The organism is Crateriforma spongiae (genome assembly GCF_012290005.1).
Lineage (GTDB): Bacteria > Planctomycetota > Planctomycetia > Pirellulales > Pirellulaceae > Crateriforma > Crateriforma spongiae.
Map to the genome: position 1 here is coordinate 74,951 of NZ_JAAXMS010000010.1, position 20,818 is coordinate 95,768.

Annotated in this window: 23 protein-coding genes and 1 tRNA gene; 5 read left to right on the forward strand and 19 right to left on the reverse strand. The window is 58.8% G+C overall.

Annotated elements, in window-relative coordinates:
* Positions 1–67 precede the first annotated feature (67 nt).
* Together HFP54_RS22320 and HFP54_RS22325 are read right to left on the reverse strand one after the other, a co-directional pair.
* On the reverse strand, positions 68–1,492 hold the full coding sequence (locus HFP54_RS22320; RefSeq protein WP_168566849.1) for a class II fumarate hydratase: 1,425 nt from the start codon (positions 1,490–1,492) through the stop codon (positions 68–70).
* Between the two features lie 338 nt (positions 1,493–1,830).
* Positions 1,831–2,223, reverse strand: coding sequence for a hypothetical protein (locus HFP54_RS22325; protein ID WP_168566818.1), 393 nt, complete (start codon positions 2,221–2,223; stop codon positions 1,831–1,833).
* A 374-nt stretch (positions 2,224–2,597) separates the two neighbouring features.
* Here HFP54_RS22325 and rpsU point away from each other — a divergent pair, with 374 nt between their 5' ends.
* Positions 2,598–2,792, forward strand: a complete 195-nt coding sequence (gene rpsU / locus HFP54_RS22330; protein ID WP_145299965.1) for a 30S ribosomal protein S21 — start codon at positions 2,598–2,600, stop codon at positions 2,790–2,792.
* A gap of 170 nt (positions 2,793–2,962) precedes the next feature.
* Positions 2,963–3,036 (forward strand) — tRNA-Val (locus HFP54_RS22335).
* A gap of 1,761 nt (positions 3,037–4,797) precedes the next feature.
* On the opposite strand, the gene HFP54_RS22345 is transcribed toward HFP54_RS22335, so the two are convergent.
* The 6 genes from HFP54_RS22345 to HFP54_RS22370 form a co-directional block, all read right to left on the reverse strand.
* A complete protein-coding gene (locus HFP54_RS22345) occupies positions 4,798–6,084 on the reverse strand; it encodes an AAA family ATPase (RefSeq protein ID WP_168566850.1) in 1,287 nt (428 codons plus the stop codon).
* Positions 6,081–7,214: a hypothetical protein gene (locus HFP54_RS22350; protein WP_168566851.1), complete on the reverse strand. Its 1,134-nt coding sequence runs from the start codon at positions 7,212–7,214 to the stop codon at positions 6,081–6,083. Before HFP54_RS22350 ends, HFP54_RS22345 begins: the two co-directional genes overlap by 4 nt.
* A complete protein-coding gene (locus HFP54_RS22355; protein ID WP_168566852.1) occupies positions 7,211–7,630 on the reverse strand; it encodes a hypothetical protein in 420 nt (139 codons plus the stop codon). The genes HFP54_RS22350 and HFP54_RS22355 overlap by 4 nt, the downstream gene beginning before the upstream one ends.
* Positions 7,627–8,064, reverse strand: a complete 438-nt coding sequence (locus HFP54_RS22360; RefSeq protein ID WP_168566853.1) for a hypothetical protein — start codon at positions 8,062–8,064, stop codon at positions 7,627–7,629. The genes HFP54_RS22355 and HFP54_RS22360 overlap by 4 nt, the downstream gene beginning before the upstream one ends.
* A gap of 106 nt (positions 8,065–8,170) precedes the next feature.
* Positions 8,171–8,437 carry a helix-turn-helix domain-containing protein gene (locus HFP54_RS22365; RefSeq protein WP_235952203.1) on the reverse strand — a complete coding sequence of 89 codons (267 nt, stop codon included), beginning with the start codon at positions 8,435–8,437 and terminating at the stop codon, positions 8,171–8,173.
* Entirely contained in the window at positions 8,434–8,655 is a 222-nt protein-coding gene (locus HFP54_RS22370; protein WP_168566854.1) for a hypothetical protein, read from the reverse strand. The genes HFP54_RS22365 and HFP54_RS22370 overlap by 4 nt, the downstream gene beginning before the upstream one ends.
* A 211-nt stretch (positions 8,656–8,866) precedes the next feature.
* On the opposite strand from HFP54_RS22370, the gene HFP54_RS22375 reads away from it, so the two are divergent.
* Positions 8,867–10,078 (forward strand): hypothetical protein, encoded by a 1,212-nt coding sequence (locus HFP54_RS22375; RefSeq protein ID WP_168566855.1) that lies wholly within the window; start codon positions 8,867–8,869, stop codon positions 10,076–10,078.
* Positions 10,079–10,156: 78 nt separating this feature from the next.
* Here HFP54_RS22375 and HFP54_RS22380 read toward each other — a convergent pair whose 3' ends face one another.
* The 9 genes from HFP54_RS22380 to HFP54_RS22420 form a co-directional block, all read right to left on the reverse strand.
* Positions 10,157–10,387 carry a hypothetical protein gene (locus tag HFP54_RS22380; RefSeq protein ID WP_168566856.1) on the reverse strand — a complete coding sequence of 77 codons (231 nt, stop codon included), beginning with the start codon at positions 10,385–10,387 and terminating at the stop codon, positions 10,157–10,159.
* 7 nt (positions 10,388–10,394) lie between these two features.
* Positions 10,395–10,691 carry a hypothetical protein gene (locus HFP54_RS22385; protein WP_168566857.1) on the reverse strand — a complete coding sequence of 99 codons (297 nt, stop codon included), beginning with the start codon at positions 10,689–10,691 and terminating at the stop codon, positions 10,395–10,397.
* 70 nt (positions 10,692–10,761) lie between these two features.
* Positions 10,762–11,079, reverse strand: coding sequence for a hypothetical protein (locus HFP54_RS22390; RefSeq protein WP_168566858.1), 318 nt, complete (start codon positions 11,077–11,079; stop codon positions 10,762–10,764).
* Positions 11,080–11,189: 110 nt separating this feature from the next.
* A complete protein-coding gene (locus HFP54_RS22395; RefSeq protein ID WP_168566859.1) occupies positions 11,190–11,516 on the reverse strand; it encodes a hypothetical protein in 327 nt (108 codons plus the stop codon).
* Positions 11,517–11,521: 5 nt separating this feature from the next.
* Positions 11,522–12,811, reverse strand: coding sequence for an endonuclease/exonuclease/phosphatase family protein (locus tag HFP54_RS22400; protein ID WP_168566860.1), 1,290 nt, complete (start codon positions 12,809–12,811; stop codon positions 11,522–11,524).
* Between the two features lie 82 nt (positions 12,812–12,893).
* Positions 12,894–13,145, reverse strand: coding sequence for a hypothetical protein (locus HFP54_RS22405; RefSeq protein WP_168566861.1), 252 nt, complete (start codon positions 13,143–13,145; stop codon positions 12,894–12,896).
* Positions 13,142–13,390 carry a DUF1580 domain-containing protein gene (locus tag HFP54_RS25845; RefSeq protein WP_168566862.1) on the reverse strand — a complete coding sequence of 83 codons (249 nt, stop codon included), beginning with the start codon at positions 13,388–13,390 and terminating at the stop codon, positions 13,142–13,144. Before HFP54_RS25845 ends, HFP54_RS22405 begins: the two co-directional genes overlap by 4 nt.
* Positions 13,391–13,450: 60 nt before the next feature.
* Entirely contained in the window at positions 13,451–15,436 is a 1,986-nt protein-coding gene (locus HFP54_RS22415; protein WP_168566863.1) for a hypothetical protein, read from the reverse strand.
* 67 nt (positions 15,437–15,503) lie between these two features.
* Positions 15,504–15,962 (reverse strand): hypothetical protein, encoded by a 459-nt coding sequence (locus HFP54_RS22420; protein WP_168566864.1) that lies wholly within the window; start codon positions 15,960–15,962, stop codon positions 15,504–15,506.
* 1,594 nt (positions 15,963–17,556) lie between these two features.
* Here HFP54_RS22420 and HFP54_RS26470 point away from each other — a divergent pair.
* A complete protein-coding gene (locus tag HFP54_RS26470; protein ID WP_390658128.1) occupies positions 17,557–17,775 on the forward strand; it encodes a transposase in 219 nt (72 codons plus the stop codon).
* A 610-nt stretch (positions 17,776–18,385) separates the two neighbouring features.
* Positions 18,386–18,847, forward strand: a complete 462-nt coding sequence (locus HFP54_RS22430; protein ID WP_206036348.1) for a hypothetical protein — start codon at positions 18,386–18,388, stop codon at positions 18,845–18,847.
* Positions 18,848–18,878: 31 nt separating this feature from the next.
* Here the strand turns inward: HFP54_RS22430 and HFP54_RS22435 are convergent, their stop codons facing one another.
* Positions 18,879–19,994 carry a lipase family protein gene (locus HFP54_RS22435; RefSeq protein WP_168566867.1) on the reverse strand — a complete coding sequence of 372 codons (1,116 nt, stop codon included), beginning with the start codon at positions 19,992–19,994 and terminating at the stop codon, positions 18,879–18,881.
* Between the two features lie 251 nt (positions 19,995–20,245).
* A complete protein-coding gene (locus HFP54_RS22440; protein WP_168566868.1) occupies positions 20,246–20,719 on the reverse strand; it encodes a DUF1579 domain-containing protein in 474 nt (157 codons plus the stop codon).
* Positions 20,720–20,818: the final 99 nt, after the last annotated feature.

Below are 20,818 nucleotides of genomic sequence, written 5' to 3' on the forward strand. Positions count from 1 at the left end.
GTGCGGATGCCCGGCGGCGTCTTCGACAAGCGGCACGCCGGGCGGGGTCAAACTCAGGCCCGTTCGGTCAGGCCTGCGGTTCGGTCATCTTCCAAGGATCAAGCGCCTCGGTCAGCTCCGTTTCCGGCAAGATGCCTTCGGCCTGACACAGTTCGCGAATCGTGCGACCTTCGGCGAACGCTTGCTTGGCCAACTTGGCGGCCTTGTCGTAACCGATCAACGGATTCAGCGACGTGCACATCGACAGACTCTGTTCAACGGCTTTTTCACACTGTTCCTCGTTTGCCTCCATTCCGTTCAAGCAGAATTCGACAAACGCGTCCGTTCCGCCGGTCAGCAACTGGATCGATTCCAGGACGGTGTGCGCCAGCACGGGCATCATGATGTTCAACTGGAAGTTGCCACCGGATGCACCGGAGACCGTCATGCAGGTGTCATTGCCCATGACGCGGGCACACAACTGCATCATCGATTCACACATCACCGGATTGACCTTGCCGGGCATGATGCTGCTGCCCGGTTGGCGTGACGGCAAGGCGACTTCATAGAAGCCACAACGCGGCCCGCTGCCCAACCAACGAATGTTGTTGGCAACGTTAAACAGAGTCTGAGCGATGCACTTTAAATTGCCGTGGGCTTGGACCAAGGCATCACGTTGGGCGTTCGCTTCGAAGTGGTTTTCCGCTTCCACAAACGGAACGCCGGTCTTTTCCGCCAAGACTTTGGCCACGCGTCCGCCGAATTCCGGATGGGTGTTGATCCCGCTGCCGACCGCGGTGCCGCCGACCGGTAATTCCAACACGGCGTCGCGGGCCTGTTCGGCGCGGCGGACCGACAGTTCCAACTGGCGTGCGAAACCACCGAATTCCTGCCCCAAACGAAGCGGCGTGGCGTCCATCAAGTGCGTCCGACCGATCTTGATGATCTTGTCCCATTGCTGGGCTTTGGCCTTCAAGTCATCGGCCATCTTTCGCAGCGCCGGGATCAGCACACTGTGAATCTGGTACCCGGTCGCGACGTGAATCGCCGTCGGGAACGTGTCATTGGTACTTTGCCCCATGTTGACGTGATCATTGGGGTGAATCGGCTTTTCCGCTTGCAGCCGATCACCGCCGGCAATCTCGATCGCTCGATTGCTGATCACCTCGTTGACGTTCATGTTGCTGCTGGTGCCGCTGCCGGTCTGGAACACGTCGACCGGGAACTGATCGGGCAGCCCACCGCCGGCCACTTCTTCGGCCGCCTTCAACATCGCGTCGACCTGGTCGTCGGTCAGCGGGTTCTTTCCGGTCCCGGTCAGCTTGCCAAGATCACGATTGGCGACGCCACAGGCGTATTTCACCCACCCCATCGCCTGGATCATCGCCGGCGGCAAACGCCAACCGCTGATGGGAAAGTTCTCGACGGCACGCTGGGTCTGGGCACCGTAAAAGGCGTCGGCGGGAACGCGGACTTCGCCCATCGAATCACGTTCGGTTCGAAAATCACTCATGGCTTTCTGTTCTTCTTCCGGTTGGTCGAAAGGGGGACGGTGACGATCCGGCGGCGCCGCGAGCGATGCTGCGGGGCGCGGTTTCGACTGGAAATAAAAAGGGAAATCGGACGTTTGCCCAAGGGGGGACCCGCCCGGATCAGCCCAGGCGCCGCGGGGATTGCCCGGTGTGCGACAAAAGACCATCCGAGCGACAGGATTTTTCCGACATCGACGCCCAAACACACGTCCGCGGACACCCGGCCGGTTCAGAAATCGACTGCCCCACGTCAACGGGTGTGCGTTGAATGGAGGTGAATCTGCCGGCCGCCGAACAACCGGGCGGAGGGATGGAAATCCTAGGCGGCCTTGGCCGGCGACTCAGCAACTGCCGGCTCGGCAACTGTCGGCTCAGCCCCTGACTCGGTCGATTCGCTGGATCCGGCCGTTTGATCGTCGATCACCACGGGCGGCGCGGCCGTCTTTGACTTTCTGGCCGCCTCCTCATCCTCGATCGGGGTCGCACCGAATCGTCGCATGACGTCGATCAGCCGTTTCTCCAAGGCTTCCAGTTCGGCCAATGCCTGGTCCTGGCGGGCTTCCAGCTCGGCCAGCAACTGGCCCGGACCGTTCGGGTCGGCGTCTTCGGATGCCGGGCGTCCGGTCTTCGGCGCCGCCGGCACAGCGACCGCGGCAGCGGTGGCGGGGGCGGAACCGGTGACATCAACGTTTGAACAGTCAGAAACCGACATACTGGTTGGACTCGGCGGCAGCGTCGAAGCGGGCAAGTGCTGGGGGCGACGCCGGCAAGTTGCCAGCGTTGCCGCCCCGTGACTGCCATCGGCGTCCGGTTGAACCGATACTGACTGTCGGTCCGGTCATTCCTGTCCGGGAGTCTTGGCGAACTATGCGGGTTGGCGAAATCCTATTCGTTGGGTCGTGCGTGTCGGCAAAATGTCCAAAAGGCCGGCTCGATACGGATTGTCACTGGGGGTTAGACCGCGTTACACTTTGGGGCTTCCCGGTCCCGTGCCGATCCCCGGTAACAGGTCCGTCCAAACGAATCTCCAATCACAGGAGGTGCGGCAACCCCAATGGCATATCACTCAGCTTTAACGGAGAAAAAATGGTCAAGTTAGTAGTTCGTGATCGCGAAACGATTCAAGAAGCCGTTCGTCGTTTCCGAAAATTGGTCGAACGAAGCGGCATCAAGAAAGAAATGCGCCGCCGCGAATACTACGAAAAGCCGAGTGAAACCAAACGCCGCGCCCGCCTTCGTGCCGAGCGTCGCAGTCGCCGTACCCGCATGCTGGCCCGCTGAGTTGGCCCACTGAATTGGCTCGCCAAGGTGCGATTTCCAGTTGCGCCCGCACACCGCGACACCCACCATTGACGAACGATTGAAAAGTATCGGCCCTTCGTTTAGCCGAGCTTTCCCGGCCGTGCCTCCAAATCGATCGTTCGCAACTTCGGTTGCATCCCACAACAATCGGGCGATTAGCTCAGTTGGCTAGAGCGTCTCGTTTACACCGAGAATGTCGGGGGTTCGAGTCCCTCATCGCCCACTGGTTGCCAAGCGAGTGGCAACCTGAATCGGCAAAAGACGATGTTTCGCCCTGTTTTTCGCGGGGCTGATTGCTTGGGACTTCTGGTGAATCTTCCTGATTCTGGTCCACAGGCTGGTCCACAACCGGCCAGCCGTTCTGTTCGCGAACAGGTCCTCCCGTCGCTGTAGCTGCCCGTCGTCGATTCTCTGCCATTGCCATCGCGTAGAACTCCCAAATCACGGCAGCCGAATTTCCCATCCAGTCAGCGACATCGACCACGCTGTTGCCGGCGTTCAGCAGATCGTTGACGCACGACTTGCGGCAGTTGTTGAACAGGTTGGGCCATGGCTCGATCTTGGCTCGTTTGAGAATCTTGTTGACGGCTGATCGGATCGCCGCTTCCCCGGCTTCGGCGAATCTAGGAAACACCGGTTCGGTCAGTGCCGTTTCGATTCCCGGTTTGGCGATCTCTTGCAAGTCTTCAAGGAACGGACGAAGCGACGGAAAGATCGGTGCTTTTCGCAAACCCCGATTTCGGTGGTGCCTAGTCTTCGGCGCAGTGATTCGCAGGTGGGGATCGTCTTCACTTAGGTTCACGTCCGCCCAGGTCAGCGTTCGGATTTCGCTGGGGACCCGCAGACCGATCAATCGGTTCAGTGCGACCACGCCCCGCATCGTCGCATCGGGGCAAAATGCGATCACACGGTAGAACTTTCGCCCGTCGACATAGTGAAACCGTTCAGGGTTGGCGTGGACGGTGGCGGCCATCCCTTTGAACGGGTTGGCGTCAACCATCCCGGCGTCCTTCGCGAAGTTGAAAAACTGGCGACAGATCCCGATTCGCCGGTTTACCGTGTTTCGATCCAGGTCCGTGCGTGGGGGCGGGTCGCCCGGTTCTCGCTTGCGTTGCCCCTCTCGCAGATTGCCCTTGGTCGCCAGCCACTCGCGGAACACCGCGGCGTCGGTCTTCTTGATCGAATCGACTGGTCGATCCTCTCCGAAGTGCATCGACAGGACACGCCACGCTTGGCGGTAGGTGGCCTTGGTCGATTGCTTGGCCGATGTTCGCGATTTCAAAAACGCTGCGTAAAGATCCGCCAGCGTCGTTTTCGTTTCGACCTTTCGCGGTTCGGTGCCGCCGATGCCAACCAACTTAGCGTGTTGGTGGTCGGGCAATCCGGCCAACCATTCCCGCGTGGAGACGTGGGGCAGCTCACCGGTCCCGCATTCGATCAGGTGTTCAATATGCGAGACGGCAAGATCCGTCCCCGCTTCGTCGGCCGTCCAAGTGATGCTGTGTCGCCGGCGATCCGCGGACCAGCGGAGTTTCCACGTACTGGCCCGATCCTTCACCCGTGTTTTGGAAACCCTGACCATCAGTCGCGATCACCTTTCGCGTCACCGAAGAAAAGACCACGGCAGGCCGGCGGTGATTCCGACCGTTCGCCCCGTCGGGCTAGCCGCGTCCGTGGGAAGTGTGCGCCGGCTCGTGGTGTGATCGCAAGCCGGCGGTGTGTGATTGTTGATTCATCCGGCGGACGATCCGCGGATGTTGGGACGGATGAATTGATCGTTGGCCGGTAGTTCGTCGGCGTTGTCAATTCATTGCTGCGAACCCGGACAAATCCATCCGGCCTGATCATGGCGCGGATTCGGTGATGATGATGATGGCGGACGGACAACCCCTATAGGGGTTTGTCCGCCATCATCATCCCGGATGCCGGACACCCGGACAGTCCGGGTAGTTTGTCCGGGTTGTCCGGGTTCGTTTTTTGGGGATCAATCTGGTTGAATTTTCAACTCGAAACCGGCGTGCTTTCTCCCCCTCGAATCCTCGACATCCACGCCGTCGATCAGTTCACCGGCCCGCAGCATGTAGGCGATCACCCGCGACACCCCGTCCCGGCTGACGCCCGCCCGATCGCTGATTTTGCTTTTCGTCAGTCGGGGTGGTCGAACACCACGAAACGCCGCGATCACCTTTTCGCGGTTGCGTTCGATTTTCTTTTGCTCGCGATCAACCGCCGCTTGCTCTTTTCGTTCTTCCGCCTCACGCGCGGCGGCCTCCCTCGATTCTTCGGCGTTTGTGACATTCACGCCCCACCGTCGGCCGTTGTCGTCGCTGGGGTGGCCTTCGTTCACGTCGATGCCCCAACAGCCGTTGTGGCCAGCAGAACCGCCGGCGCTCAGCCACAACCGGTGCTGGCCCGATCCTTCGACGTATCGTTCCCGACGCGACAATAGCAACCACTGGCGGGCGAACTCAGCGAACCCGGCCCACGCCAAGTCTGCCAGTTCCAGCGGTTGGTAGTCGGTGGCGTTCAGGTTGTTTTTCTTCGCGTGGTGCAACAGTACCGGGGTCGCCCCTGATTCACTGGCCAGATCAGCGAACACCCGCAGTTGATCGCCCATCGAAAACAGGTTTCCCGCGTTGTCGCCATCGATCATCAGGTAGGCGGGATCGGCGATTAGGACTTCGGCCCCGACGTCAGCGATAACGTTCCGCAATTCCTGGACGTGATCAGGGTTAGCCAGCGACGGCACCCGATCACAAAACGACAATCCGTTCACGTCGGCAAGCCGGCGTTCCTTCTGTTTGCAAATCCGCCGGCAGGTCTCTTGCACCGTCGCCAAACCGGACTCGGCGGTCAGGACCAAGACCCGACGACGCTGTGTCGCAAACCGACCAAGAAAGCTGGTCGCCGTCGCAAGCGAAATTGCCAGATCAAACATGACGCTGGTTTTTAGCGTTTTGAACTGGCCGGCGATGATCAGCGGTTGCCGCTCCACGAAAACGCCGTCGACCAGATAGGTCATCGTAAAATCGCCGGCGTCCAGTTCGGCCGCGGTGATCGGCTCGAAAAGCTCTCGCTCCCCGGTGTCCAACTCGATCCCACGCATCGACGCTTGCTCTCGCGCCGCTTTGATCCGTGCTTCGGCGGCGATCATGGCGCCCCGTGCGTCGTTGAACTCCCGTTGCAACAGTTCTTGGGGCGTCTCTGGCCGATCGCTTTGACCGAAAATTCGTTCGGCCTCTTGTCCGTTTCGTTCTGCCGTCTGGGTCATCCGGCGGCCTCCAAGTTGGTGAATTTGTTCAGTCCGTTTTTCCGGTGGCACCAGGCCGCCGCGGTCTTCCAGTCGCCGCCAAACCGCAGCGAGACAAACATCTGATCGACGCTGTAGAACTTGCCGACTTGGCCGCCGTCATCGCATGAAAAATGGGGATCGCTGCCACTGAAAACGTTGATCCCGGGCCGGTCGTTCTTCGTCGCGATCATCAGTGATCGGGATCCGCTGGAACTTCCGGGTCGCAACCATTCATCACCGCCCAGGTCGACGTATCCGGCATCCGCCAGCAGCGTTTGCGGGGTGATGCTTGCCGCGTCGATGTAGTCCGAGACAGGCCGACCGGTGTTCTTCGCGGGGCCCAGAATGTCGACCAATCGCCGGCGTGCTGATTCGGCCGCTTCGTCACGGATTTCCTTCACCGACGGCTGAATCGTCAGGTCGGCCAGCGAGTACAAACGATCCGCGTGGTAGCTGTGCGTCGTGACCAGACGCCCGTTCTGCCGCGGCTGGCCGACCACGCGCAAAACGCGATCCAAGTTGGCGGTGGTGTCGAGGTGGCCGCCGGTCAATTCCTTCAGTCGGTTCTGCCATCGCTTTGCCGCGCCGGCGATCCGCACCCGATCATCCGCGTCGGTGATCCGGTGCGGATGCTCTAAAAGCCAATAGGCATGGAACCCGCCGTCGGCTCCGTCGCTGTTGACGATCAGCGTCGGCGGGTGCGGCATCGCATCGAGACAACGCAACGCTTCGTCCCTCGGCAAATACCGATCATCCTTTGTCGCGTCCACGTCCAGGTGGAACGAAACGACCGTTCGGACTTCATCCAGATTTCCCACGATCGCGTGCTTCTGGTCGCGTATGGCGCGGGCCTTCATCGCGTGGCCGTCCATCGGATTGATTTTGACGTACAGCCCCGGTGAATGGAGCGACAGCAAAGCCATCTGGCGTGCCGCATCGACCAGCCGTCGCGACGATCCGATCGGCATGACCGACTTGGCCGCCCACCAGGACCGCTGGTCGTTCTTGTGGCGACTGGCGATCACGATGTGGCCGTCGGCCTCATCGCACCGCCCATATAACGCGTCGAGCCACGCAGCCGTCTCGGCAAGTTGTTGGCGACTGGTCATCGATCACCCTCCGGTGCATCGCTTAGCCCGATACCGGCAAAGTCCAGCGACCTTTGGTAATTCGGGTCGCTTTCGGGAAGCCGGATCAGCCGGCGGGTGTCGATACCGATTTCCGTGTTGACGCCGTTTCGCAGTCGACGCTGACGAAACCCGCATCGCTCGGCGGCAATGATCATCGCCCCATTGCTGACGTACCGACCCGCCCACCGTTCGCAACAGTGCTTCACGACGTAGCTATTGTGTCGTGGCGTCTTGATCGGCTTGCAACGTCTGGTCAGCCACTCCACGGCCAGCCGGATTTCTTCTTCGTCGGCGGGAATGCCACCGGACGCACCAAAGCCCATCAGACCGTGGGCCTCCGCTCGCATCGGCATCGAACCGACAAGATGAATCACGGGGTATTCTTCGCGGATCATTCGACCGTCTCCCCGCAAAGAATGTAAAACGCTTTGTGCCTCAGATGGCTGCAAAGGCTCCAGGCTTCAACCGTGTCATCATCTTCCCACGGTAGGGGCAATGGCGCATTGGACGTCCAATTGTGCTCTGTCGCCCACTGATCGACCGCTGCGATCCACTCATCCACGGTCATCTTCTTGGGCGGGTTTTCAAGCAGTTCTTCGCACACCGTGACTGCGATCGCGGTGCCGGTGTCTTCTACCCCGTGGTGGATGACACGTATCAGCCTTTGCCCGCCGTCAGGCCGGCAAAAACGACGCACCGCTGACAGAAAACTCCGCCGCGTCTCGGGATCATAGAAGGGCGAGTGGGAATAAAGCTTCGGCCATTGCGTCGGCGATATCCATCTGACAGGACGTTTCCCGTCTGGCTTAGAATCAGGTACGTTATTCATTGCTCAGTAATTGCTTGGGTATCGCGTCGCTTGTTTTGACATGGCAAAGCAACGCGGGAAAACTTAAATCGCGACAACGGCCGGCCATTGCGTTGGCCGTTGTTCGTTATTCGCCGGGCAACGCGGCAATCACCGCGTCCGGGTCGAACAGCCGCCGCCGGCCGACTTGCTTCGACGGAACTTTGCCGTCGCGAACCAATCGGGCCAGGGTCGCTGGCGAGACGCCGATCAGTGCGGCCATCGATTCAGCCGGGACCAGCCGCGGGGTATCCGCCGACTCGATCAGCGGTCGCAGTTGCTCGACCACCGCCGCCGTCAGTTCCGCGACCAGTTCGTCGCGGTCGACAGACTCCAGAAAGACGCGACCGTTCACGACGCGGTGCCCTCCGCGTCAGCGGCGCCCACGAAAGAGTGATTTTTGATGTAGCCGACCAACTGCCGAAGGTGCTTGGCCTCGTAGAAGAATGACCCCGTTCGGGTGCGTTTCGGCCGGTCGACGTAACCGCGTTTGATCGCGTGCTCCAAGTTGCCGCGTAACACTTTCACGCCAGTTTTTTGCGATGCCTTTTCAAGAACTTCCGCACGTTTCATTTCATGCCTCTTGGCTTGATGTCTGAACGCCTGATCGACGCTCGATCAGAACGCCCGAAAAACTAGCCACCCAAAAATGCCCGTTCCGCGCTGCCACGGATTTTTTCAGAAACCCCGTAATTTCCGGGGTGAAATCGAAGGGCATTTTTCGCCGAAATAAAATCGGGTACTTTTTTTTGGAAGATCACACCGGCAATTTTTGGGGCTACCGATGTCTAAGCGTTCACCCAACCGTCCACCCTCCAACAGACAAGTTTGGATTCTAGGGGCTGGATTTTCTCAGCCTCTCGGCGGGCCGCTGTTCGAGCATGTATTCAGCAATGCTTACTTGCAATTGGCTGAATCAGTTGCCCGACGTGAATGCACATCGGACCAGCTTCGCAGCCTTAAAGTCAGCACTTGGAGGGCGGCGACGACGGTCTATGCGGAAGGTAGGAAAAGCGGCTTCTGGCAGAATGCCGAACAATTTTTGCAGGTAGCTAACGACGCTCTTGGAGATTTTGAAAACTCCCCGTACCGCGACGTTCTTGGCAAATGGTGCGATGCTGCCTTCCGCCGAAACAACCTCGCAAGCCTGGGAAGCAAGTTTTCAGACATCGACCGATCGATTCTATCTGGTGAAAATCTGGATACGCCGCGGATAGTGAAAGTAGTAATCGATCACCGATACATGCTTCAATACATTCTTTATGGCGCTCGAGAATTATTGGCAGTACAGGTGTCGATTTTCTTATTCCGAACGGAATCGCTGATCAGCAAGTCTGAACGATGGCGGCCTTTCAAACACTGGATGAGACAGATTCGCAATGGAGATGCCATCGTCTCCTTCAATTACGATGAAGCCGTTGAATACCTCGCGCGCCAGGTCGTAAGCCCCAATTTCCTGCATTGCCTTCTTCCAGACGAGAATCCCGAAACTGGCAGGCCCTTGTTGCTAAAGCTGCATGGTAGCGCGGGTTGGGAGACCACCCGCGGCAGCGGAGAGGCACAAGTCACGGCTTCCAATTCTCATCTGTCTTTCCTGCAATCGACTGAAAAACAGCCATTCATCCTCGCACCAGGGCCGGAGAAGTTTGAAAAGACTTTCAAGAGCATCATTCGGGACAGTTCAGAGGGCGTTATTAGGAATGCTGATGAGGTGCATGTGATCGGCTACCGCTTCCCGGAAACCGATATGTTCGCGCAGGAGTTGATACTTTCAAGTCTGCGATCTAACACGAAGAATCCACGAGTGACATTGGTGTTAGGCCCCGACAATTCGAACCCCGCACGTAAACGAGCAAAGGCATTATTGGAATCCGCAGCGCCCGGCCGCGTCAGGGTCGCCGAAGCTTACAGCCAGGATTACTTGCTGTCCTACGAAGCGAGACACCGAAGGGCCGTGTCTCGGACCGACTTCAACGAAGTGTTCCCGCGCAAATAACCAAAGCAGCTTCGGCCGCAGGCGAGTTTGCGAATCTTCGCATGACGACGTGACCGAATTGTTCGATCCCGACTGCGATTACTGGTCGTCGCTACCGCCCGACTGAAACCAGTCGATGAACGCATCACGGTGGATCCCGAAATGCCCCTGACCGATCGGCCGGCAAAGTTGGCGATGCTCTCGGCACCACTTTTTCATCGTCAATTCGGTGTAACCCATGAACCGCTGAACGTCGGTCGACAAAAGGATCGGCTGGGACCAATCGATTGCCTTGGGGTCCGGGTGCTGTTTGTCGTTCTTGCTTGCCATCGCTCGCTCAACTCCCGCCGGATTTCCGTTTCTTCGGCGGTTCATACCGAACCACCAACCGGCCACCGGTCGCGTGGGCGATAGCCGCAACGGCCCCCAGCGACGGCTTGACGTGACCGTTGACGGTGTTGGAAACCGAACCCGCCGGCATGTTCCCGGCCCGCTTCCCGATCTCCGCATACGTCCCGTTCAGGTGTGGGCGGATTTCTTCGAGGATCGCGGAAAGATCAATCCCGAAGTCCGACAGATCGATCCGACCAGACGTGTCACGGCGCGGCGGTGTTTTGGTTTTCTTTTTGGCCATCGTTGGGGCTCCCGTAGGCGAATGTGGGCCGCCTCGATCGCTCGTGACGGCCCCTTGCGTGGTGATTCGATCAGTTCGCCGTGACGGCTTCCCGGCGGCTCTCGTTGGCCGCTTCGACGGCTTGAACGTCGGCGATACCGAACCAGACGGCGGGACGCCCAGGCGACCAAATTTTGACGCTCACAGGCCCGCCAAAGTCCGCTTGCGTGAACTCAGCATCCACCGCCGTGCGAACCGTCACCGAATCAAAGCAAACCGCGTTTCCGATCATTCCAACCGGGCGACCAAACCCCAAAACGTTGCGGCCATTGGCCGGGTGATCGGTCAACTCTTGACCGTTGCGAAAGACATAAACGCGGGGGGCAGTGCGGTAGGCGGGGCGTGTCATCGTGTGGGCTCCTGGACGGGGTTGTCGTTGTCGATACCCCAATCCTATCGTCACATAGTCACTATGTCAAACATAGAAACTAGGTTCGATCCGATTTTGTCCCGAATGGATCAAAACGGCCCTTCGTCACCGCCGGCGTCGATCGCCAAAGCGTAGGCCGCACGCAGTCGATCGGCGGTTTGTTGAACGTCGCCGGCCGGCTTCACCAGACAGCCCCACGCGGTCGCTGTTGCGGTTTCGAGTGTGGCCGTTGCCACCACGTCGCCCCAACGGCCGGCGACGGCTTCGGCGATCGTGTGCGGTGCATCGTCGGACAGGTCGACCAATGCAACCAGACCGCAAGAATCCACAGCGACCACGTGCCAGGGGACGGACGCCGCGGCTTGCGAAAGCGTTTCAAGAATGATCCGCAACGTTGCTTGCTGGTTGGTCGTCATCAGCGTCACTTCGCGTCGATGTCCACAACCAGCATCTTGTGATCGCTGACCGGTTCGGCATCCGGCCCGATGGATCGGTGATCGATCGCCCAACCGCTGCGTACGTCCACGACGTCGCTCACGGCCGCCCAGTCCAGCCGACCGGGCCAGAACGACTCGGACGCCTTCATGCCGGCCCAGGTGACCGCCGAACCATCGATTGGTGACCGCAGCGTCACGGGTGCCATGTTCGCGGCTTCGATGATGTCCAAGGGGTCGCGGGATCCGACCAAGTTGTAGTCGCCCAACACGATGATCGGTGCGGACGACACCACGTCGCCGAAGTCGCCGTTCCTTATCTGGTCGATTGCGACCGCGACCGCCTTGGCTTCGTCGATCCGCTTCAAGTCTTCATCGGTTCCACTGGCCCCGCAACATTTGAAGTGAACGCCGATTGCCACAACCGCATCGCCGTTGTCCATCTGAACGAAGCCGGCCACACCGCGGTTCAATGCAACCGGCAGCGCCGTCAACTTGTGACGGGTCGCGATCCCGCAACCGTCTGACCATCGCGACCGAATCAGACCGCCGCCCATCACCTCCGCGATGTTTCGGTAGAACTCGCCACTGTTCCATTCTTCGTTGAACAGAACCACGTCGGCATTGACCATCGTGATCAGCTTAGTGATTGCCTTTGAACGATCGGGATCTTTCGTCCCCTGGTGCAGCGTGTTGATACTCGCAACGCGAATCACACCGTCCGGTCGGCTGGTGTCTTGCGGCGGTTCGTCTTTCAACGCTTCGCCAATCGTCAGCGTGACCGGCTTGTCCAGTTCGTCGGATCCTTCGATGTCGATGGTGACCGAATCGCCGGCAGACACTCCGAAGGATGACAGACCGATCCGCAGTTCAAAGTCGGTCGACGCATAGGTCGGCAACGCGGCGAAGTTGATCAGCGACCACGGGATCGATGACGCCGCCCCTTCGGTTTCCAGCATCGCGGAACGGTCCCGCAGGTCGATCACCAGACGACGGTTGCGCGGCAGATCAATCAATAATCGCAACGTCCCGTCGGAACTATCGCCGGCTGCCAGGTTCAACGGTTCCGCATTGTCGAACCGCAGGTAGACCGTAGCCCCTTCAACGCGGGCCGACACACTGGTGAAGTCGAAACGTTTTGTTGCGTCACCACTGGCGTCGGTTGCGATCACGTCGTCGGTGGTCCAGTCGGACAGGTCGCCGTCCAGTCGGATTCGATCGTCGGTGATTGCCGTCGTTGCGACGATGTAGGACAGAACCAAAACAGCAAAACGCATGGCAGATTCCTCGGGTGTGGGGCCGGTTCGTCGGCATGGTCCCACGCGAAGAATCGACGGACAATCCCGCGCCGGAACATCTTCACAATTTGTCCGCGCGGCGTCGCAACTCTGCCGTCAGCGTATCCTCGATCGACCGCAACGTCGCCAGTGCGGTCGCGATCCGCTTGGTTGCCTTCGCCAGCTTCGGGGCAATGTCCGTTTCGACCACCACGCTGGCCCGCCTGATTTCGTCGTTCGTCAACGTCTCCGGGTGACGGGTCGAAACGAAACACCGCAGGCGTTCGACCGATCGTTCGGCGGCTTCCAGTTCGCTGGTGGCAGGCCCGATCACGAAGTCGCCGCCGTGGTGGCCGGTTCGGTCCAGGTGGCCCCGCGTCGACGTGTCGTCGCTGCGATGTACTGGCGAACTTTGGCGATCGTCGTTTGTCGCTGGCCGCCGACGATGCAGCTTTCCAAGACCACGCCGTCGCGGTTCGGTTGCTGCATCCACCGCCAAAGCGTCGTTCGGTTCGGCGTTTGGCCGGTGACGTATCGGACGGCGGATTCGGGGCTGATCAGTTTGTTTTCGTCGATCACTTCGATGGTTCCTTCGGTTCGTGTCGGTTGGTGTTTTGGGCGTGCCGGCGGCCGACAGGCTTATCGGCTGGCTCCCTGACGCATCGTTGCCGCGGGATCGGGCCGGCGCGGCTTGGTGTTCTTGGCGGTCTGTTTGGTCGCTTCCAACAGTTCGCTCAACTTTTCAACGATACGGTCGGCCGCGTCGTTCGCTTGGGCGGCAGAGTCAACCCGCGCAACATTGCCAAACAGTGGAATGGATGTCGCAAGCGTTCGTTCAAACTGTCCTGACTGACCGGCAGCCGACAACAGTTCCCGCGTCAACAGTTTTTGTTGCTGGGGTGTCACGTCCCCGGATCCAACCAACTGACCGGTTGCCGTTCGGATGAAGTTTGCCGTTGCGTCACGACTCAACACCGCGTTCGGATCTTCGCCGCGTTGCTCACGCAACTGATTGACCGCCAGCAGCGTCGCGCTTACTTCGTTCGTTTGTCCACCGTATTGATCGAATGCGAAACCAAGATCGCGGCGAAAGTTCGCCAGCGGATCGGATGCAATGGTGGGGATGATCGACTGCGATAATTCCGACGCCCCGACACCTGCAAAGGCATCGCTGGCCAGCTCCGCAGCGGCGACCCCGAACCAAGACGCCCCGGCGCTTTCAGCGAATCGGAGTTGATCGTTCACGCCGGCTTGGCGGTTGCCTTCGCTCGCTCCCCGTAGTTCCTCCCGGACGACTTGAAGCTCGTTTTTTGATTGGGCTTCGCGAAGGACCGCGGCCAGTCGTTCGTCGCTACCGGTGATCGCCCGACCAAGCCCCGTCGGACTCTCTGCCGTGCCGGTTTTTTGAATCGCTTGTTGGACTTGTTTCTGAATCTGTTCAATGCGATCCACTTGCCGGGTCAGGACTCCGTAGACGACGTTCAGTTCGTCGGAGTTTCCGAGAAATTCACGGCGTTGATCTTCGGTGAATGATTGCAGTAGCCGGACGGCTTCAAGAATGCCGCGACCTTGCAAGCTTTCCCGGTCGTCGCCGCCTTGGTCCAGACTGACCTTGGTCGCGAATGCTTTGATACGGTCGGCGGCGGTGTCGCCCGATTTAAAACTTGATGCCAGGACCGCAAGCGTTGCGATCGTTTCGTCGGTACTGGCACCGGCCAACGCCGCCCCTTCGCTCGCGCCGGGTAGGCCGCGGGCGACTTCCTCAAACGCAAGCTTCGATTGACCGGCCCCGGCCAGCGTTGCGTTGATCGCTTGCTCTGGTGTCAGTTCACCGCCAAACAGCGTCGGGACTTGGCCCGCAACAACGGCTTGGGCTTCGACCGACAACTGTTGTTGATTCGCCCCGATGAAGTCGATCGACCCTTCAAAACCCTCCGAGCGCGCCGCAAAGACCAGATTGCGGGCTTCGTTTCGGTCGACTCCGTATTGGGTTGCCAGCCTATCCGCTGCCTCTCGCAAGCCTTGGAAGTCTTCGCGGCTTGTGGCGACTTGTAGCAACCGACGTTCACCGTCGGCGGAACCTTTCAGCCCGTCGAAAATCTCTTTGTTGGTTTCCAGGACCTTTCGCTGGACTTCCAAAACCTTTTGGATCGCACCTTCCACGCCTTGGCCGCCCAGCCACGCGCCGGCAATCGCCCGGATTTGATCGCGGGCCGTGTCGCTGAAACGACGGATCGACGCTTCGCCCCTCTCCGCCGACTGTTCAACACCTTGCCCCAGCGTTCTCGCTGCCTTCGCAGCCGCCGGGTCAATCTTCTCGATTTCGTCCAGGATTTCGCCGATCGACCGATAGCCCGCTTTGCCGGCTTCTTGGAAGTGCTTTTTCAGTGACCGCCCCATTTCCGGTGACGTTCGCTGCACTTCACGCAACAAACCTTTCAACTGGTCGTCGCTCGACTTGGCGAAGCGGTCGAACCCCTTTTTCATTTCGTCGCCAATGTCGCCGCCGGCCTCTGCGACCTTGGCCAGTTGGGTCGCGTGTTCGCGTTCCTTGGCGATGATCTTATCGAGGGACCTCAGTAGGGCCGCTTCGTCGCCGGTCAGTTCCACCACCGTTGTTGCCATCACATTGCCTTTTCGTTTGGGTCGAAAAGGTGCAACGTATTGCAACAGCTTGCATCGTTCCGGGCTGCTACTGTTCGCCGGCGTCGTCGTCCGGTCGCTGCGCCGCTTCGTTCGATCGTTGGCGGTTTTCGATGAACCATCGCGGCAGTCGGGCGCGTTCGGTTCGCTCCGGTGCATCCCGTTGCGTCGGTCGTTCCCACAGGTCAGCCAGCAGGCCGGCGAACACCTTGGCGTCGTCCCCTTGGTCTGGTGACGGGGCCAACATCAGACGGCCGGCTTGGATGTCGTGACAGGCCGCGCGGATCTCATCAGGCGACGGCAGATAGTCGGGACCGCCGACGGGTAGATCGTCGCCCAGGTACCGGGTGAACGATGCCGGAATGCCGACCACTTCGGCGGCGGCCTCAGGCGACCATCCACGCACCCGGATGAAAAACGCGGCCTCTCGGACTTGTTCGGCGAAGAACGGCCCATCGTCGGCCAGGATCGCCGACGGTGTTTTGGTGGGTGTGACGTCAGCGACCATCGTTTCGATTCCCTGAACGGTACGAGCAAAGCATTAACCAGCGGCTAATATGCGACACTTTTGTCGTGTTTTGAAAGTCGCTTGCGCAAAAAATCGCGTCGATAATCGAACGACGTTCCGCCGGCGTCCCCATGGCGAAGGACCCAAAGGCATCGACCGGCGGCGTCACGTCCCGCGTGAAGCCCTCTCCGACACGCTCACAGCCGTTTGCGGCCCAACCCGAACAGGACAGCGGGTTCGTCGCCGATCGCTTCAGCGAGCCCCACAGCGGCCCAGACGGCGGGCAGCCTCGATCAGTTCGCCGCGTTGCTGGTCGTCGAGCGTGTTCCAAAGCTCGATCAGTTCATCAAGCCCCGGGTCCGATTGGTCCACAGGCTGGTCCACAGCCGAACCCGGACCGGCGAATTGTGCGTTTTTCCCCGTATTTCCGGGGTCATTCGCGACGGGGTTCTGTTCCCTCATCGCCCATTGAAAGGAAGCCCGCAACAAGCGGGCTTTTTTCGTGCGCCGTCGGTTCTCTCGCTGAACAATCGCCGCAGTCTTCTCCCGTTTCCCGGTGCCAGGCACCACGATGGAAACCACCCTGCCGAAACGCGGGCGACTGACCAACGCCCCACACCAACGCATACCGGCTCGCGAGGCAGACAGTCGCCGACTTTTCCAAAGTCGGTCCCCTCCCCAACAGAGATTCGCAATGCAGATCCCCGCGTCGGAGACACGGGCGACTGACCAAAGCCCCACACCAACGCATGCCGGCTCGCGAGGCAGACAGTCGCCGACTTTTCCAAAGTCGGTCCCCTCCCTAAACTGAAATTTGCGAAGCAGATTCCCGCGTCGGAGACACGGGCGACTGACCACCGCCCCACACCAACGCATGCCGGCTCGCGAGACAGACAGTCGCCGACTTTTCCAAAGTCGGTCCCCTCCCCAACAGAGATTCGCAATGCAGATTCCCGCGTCGGAGACACGGGCGACTGACCACCGCCCCACACCTACGCATGCCGGCTCGCGAGGCAGACAGTCGCCGACTTTTCCAAAGTCGGTCCCCTCCCCAACAGAGATTCGCAATGCAGATTCCCGCGTCAGAGACGCGAGCGACAGATAACGAGAGTGAAGATTACACAAGTGACGGATGACCGATCCCGAGAGCTTCGATGAGATCGGCCACGTCCTTGACCGCGACGCGGACATTGAAATCTCAACGCATGCTCGGCCGCACTGGGCACAAACAGGCACGATCACCTTCATCACTCTTCGACTGATCGATTCCATTCCCAAAGAAGTCATCACGCGATGGGATCAGTTGCGGTGCGAGTTCATTGCCCGAATCTTGCCCGAACCCACCGATAATTGGCATGCCGACCGCGATCGCCTGCCCGACGCCGATCGCAAAGCTTTCGACAAACAGTTCAAACGTCTTCGCGAAGACACACTCGACTCCTGTCTTGGCCGATGTCCCTTGCGGGATCCCATCGCCGCTCAAATCGTGCTCGACGCCCTGAAATTCTTCGATGGAGATCGCTATCTGCTGGGCGACACCATCATCATGCCCAATCATGTGCACTTGCTGGTGGTGTTCCGTGATGCCAATACCATGCGCAAGCAATGCACGTCTTGGATGCGATACACCGCCCGGCGAATCAACGACCACCTCGGTCGGCAAGGTCATCTTTGGCAGAGCGAACCCTTTGATCATCTCGTCCGCAATGAGAAGCAGCTCGAGTACCTTCGTGACTACATCAAAGACAACCCGGTCAAAGCGAATCTCGCACAAGGCGAGTTCCTCTACCGCCGATCCGATCGAGCATTCTAAACCGTCGCCGACGTTTCCAACGTCGGTACCCTGGATCCCCGCGTCGGAGACGCGGTCGACGCTCCACACCGACCCAACCGTGGCAGCCCCCTTTGTCGCCTTGTCAATCCTCCATGTTCGTGACCAGCTTCGACAAATCGTGATCAACGGGCGCCTGAAGCTGGCTCGAAATCTGATACTAGTTGCAGCGGCTCGCCAATATTCAACGGAAGTGGTACGCAGAGAGTAGGTGGCACGATCCGATTTCCCCTCTTCACGCTTGCCCCTTCCACATCGGTCCGATTCCATGCCCTGCGCTACAGCTGCATCCTTGTGCCGGCGGCCCATTCCACGGCGAATCCCGCGTGGCCACGTTGAATGGCGAACCGGCGACGGTCACGGACTCGCGATGAACGCCTCTCGGGTGCGTGCATTTGTCCGAGGGGAAGTCGCCGAAGCCGAAAGCGAGCGTCCCAAAGACGCGCCCCCCCTTGGGCAAGCTCACGTCATGTTTTTCGAAGGACGCGTCACATGACGATTCTGACACAGAAGTTTCGAGATGCGACCGGAAATCGAAACTACGGCGTAGGATTTCGCGAAATAAGGAACTAGCGTCATCTTCTCCGATGACATGCTCGTGACGCTCGCATCAAAGTGTCGCGACCCCAAGATCGAGGAGCTATTGAAATTTGCGGAACCCCCACTTCTGCGATACCGCTTGTACGACGCGTGGAAACTCTTTCACGCCCCCAAACAACTTCGGACCCGCTTGGAAAAGTCAAAGCAGCGTTTGCAACGGCAAGTGGCGAGGATTTATCGAGCCCGCAATCTGTTAGTCCATGAAGGCCGCGAAGTCCCACACATCGTTCCGCTGCTTGACAACCTTCAGAACTTTCTGTCGATGTTGGTTCAGCGATTGATCCATGAGACGAAGCGAAACAAGACAAACGACTGGGGCGTGCGTCACTGCATCGAATACTGGAATGGCCGCATGAACCATACTCTTGACGGACTGAAAGAAGATCCGGCCAGTCTGACAACTCGCGATTTCCTCGAAAAAGGAAACCGCATTCACCTGTGGTCGGATAATTAAACGACAGTTTTTTGTCGACCTCGATTAACCATTACCGACCGGGAATCGCTAGCACCTTCTCGGAAGACCCAAAGCTATGAGCGGCCTGCACGTAGTTGCCCATCTTATGATCGAGGAATAAATCAGCCGGCCCAGCAGCATAAAAATTTTCGTCGCCTATGCCGCGAGTACCGTCAAACCGACCTTGCCGTTCCTCTTGCATAAGAAACGAATCGTATTCTTGTTGGCTCAGGGGCGGAAGTTCCGCAGCGGACTGATAAATGATTTCGTTTGCATCAATCTTCGCGGGTCGCCCACACTGTTCGCAGTAGGCTGTCGCGATCGCCGGCTCGGTTGTGGCAGATTCCGAGATAGTCAATTTGCTCTCACCGAACGCGTACAGATCGCCCGCGTGCCCATACGTCCAAATGAATGGGAGAGTCGGCGGTAGACTTGGCACCACGTCACTGCCGTTCACAAACCGGGCGTACCGACGCGACAAGGTTTCATCAATCAATCGAGACCCGCCCGAATCCGCGACGCGAGGTTGACCGAACGTGCAAAGCGTGGGACGTAAAGACGAGGACAAAGTCAGGTCGGTCGCACAAATCGTTGCTAATGCCCCTCCGAGGCTGTGGCCAGTAACCCAAACGTGCTTCGGCGAATACTCTCGAATCGCGGATGCGATCGTCGATCGCATTGCCCTGTAGTTGTCGAGGAACCCGCTGTGAAAGTAGTGACCACGGTATTCGACCTGACCGGTCTGACAGTTCACCCTCCAATCACTGAAACTCGTCAAATTGGTGCCGCGAAAGCAGATGACCATGACGTCGTCCTTGACTGCGATGTAGCCATACATCGTCTCGTAAGGCATTTCAATGAGTTCAGCGAATCCCATGCTGCTCAAGAAGTACCGCGTGATGATCGGTTGATCTTCGTAAACCTGATACGCGAATGCTGAAAGCGGCTTTGCGATGTCCCAACGAACACTCGTTCGCGTGTCCCAGTCTTCACGAAAAAGCTCTAGAACGTTGTTGAACGAGCCAACCCGAGTGCTATCGAGGTTATACCGCTGAACACCTACCAGTGGAGCATTGCCCTGAGCTACCGCCTTAACAGCTGTGCAAACGGTTGCAGCGGAGAGAACAACGAATAAAAGCGGTCTCATGGAAATCGGCCTTCGCCGTAGAGAAGGAGAGGGAGTTCGACACATTCGATGTGAAATCAGGATTTAAGTAACTTTTAAACGAAGCGAGTGACTTGGCGACCATCTTGCCGTGTTTTTCGACGCTTTGATTTACTTCGGCGGGGGTTCGGATATCGACCTTCACGACTGCGTTTGGGCTGACAAAGTTTGGATCAAAGGCGGCGGCTCCGATCACATCATCGTTAATCACCTCAAGCAGATCTGTGGCTGTCTCATCCGTCCCGCTGTTGGGTACCGTTCATGAAACAGATCCAGTTGCCGTCATCGTCTTGCATCTCACTGGTCATCTGCCAGCAATCCGCGTCAATGATTTTGATCGTGTCGCGATACGGACATGTGCCGGAGCCATCAAACTTGGGTCCCTCCGTTTGCAGAACCACCGCATTGCCCGCCTCGCTGCGGTCGCCTTGATACAGCCAAAGGTTGTCCATCATTGATGCGACGAAAGAACCGACGTAGGCCGACTTTGCGGTGTCATAGCCCAATGCCATGATCGATGACCATTGGTCGTCACCCGAACCGCCGCTGTACTCACACACCAGCCACAAATTTCCCAGCATCCGACAATCGACGCGGCCGTCGACTTGCATCTTGGATCCATCGGGATTGATGCATTCGTGATGGAACGTCCATTGCCCGACCAGTTGTTTCAGCCACTGATGCGGTTCGGATGTTTTCTGAGACATGGCGACGGGAATCCCTCTGACAATGGTTTGACGAATCGACCAACATTGGGGCCGTTCGGGACAATAACGATGCTGACTTGTTTTAACCAGTTCTTGCCA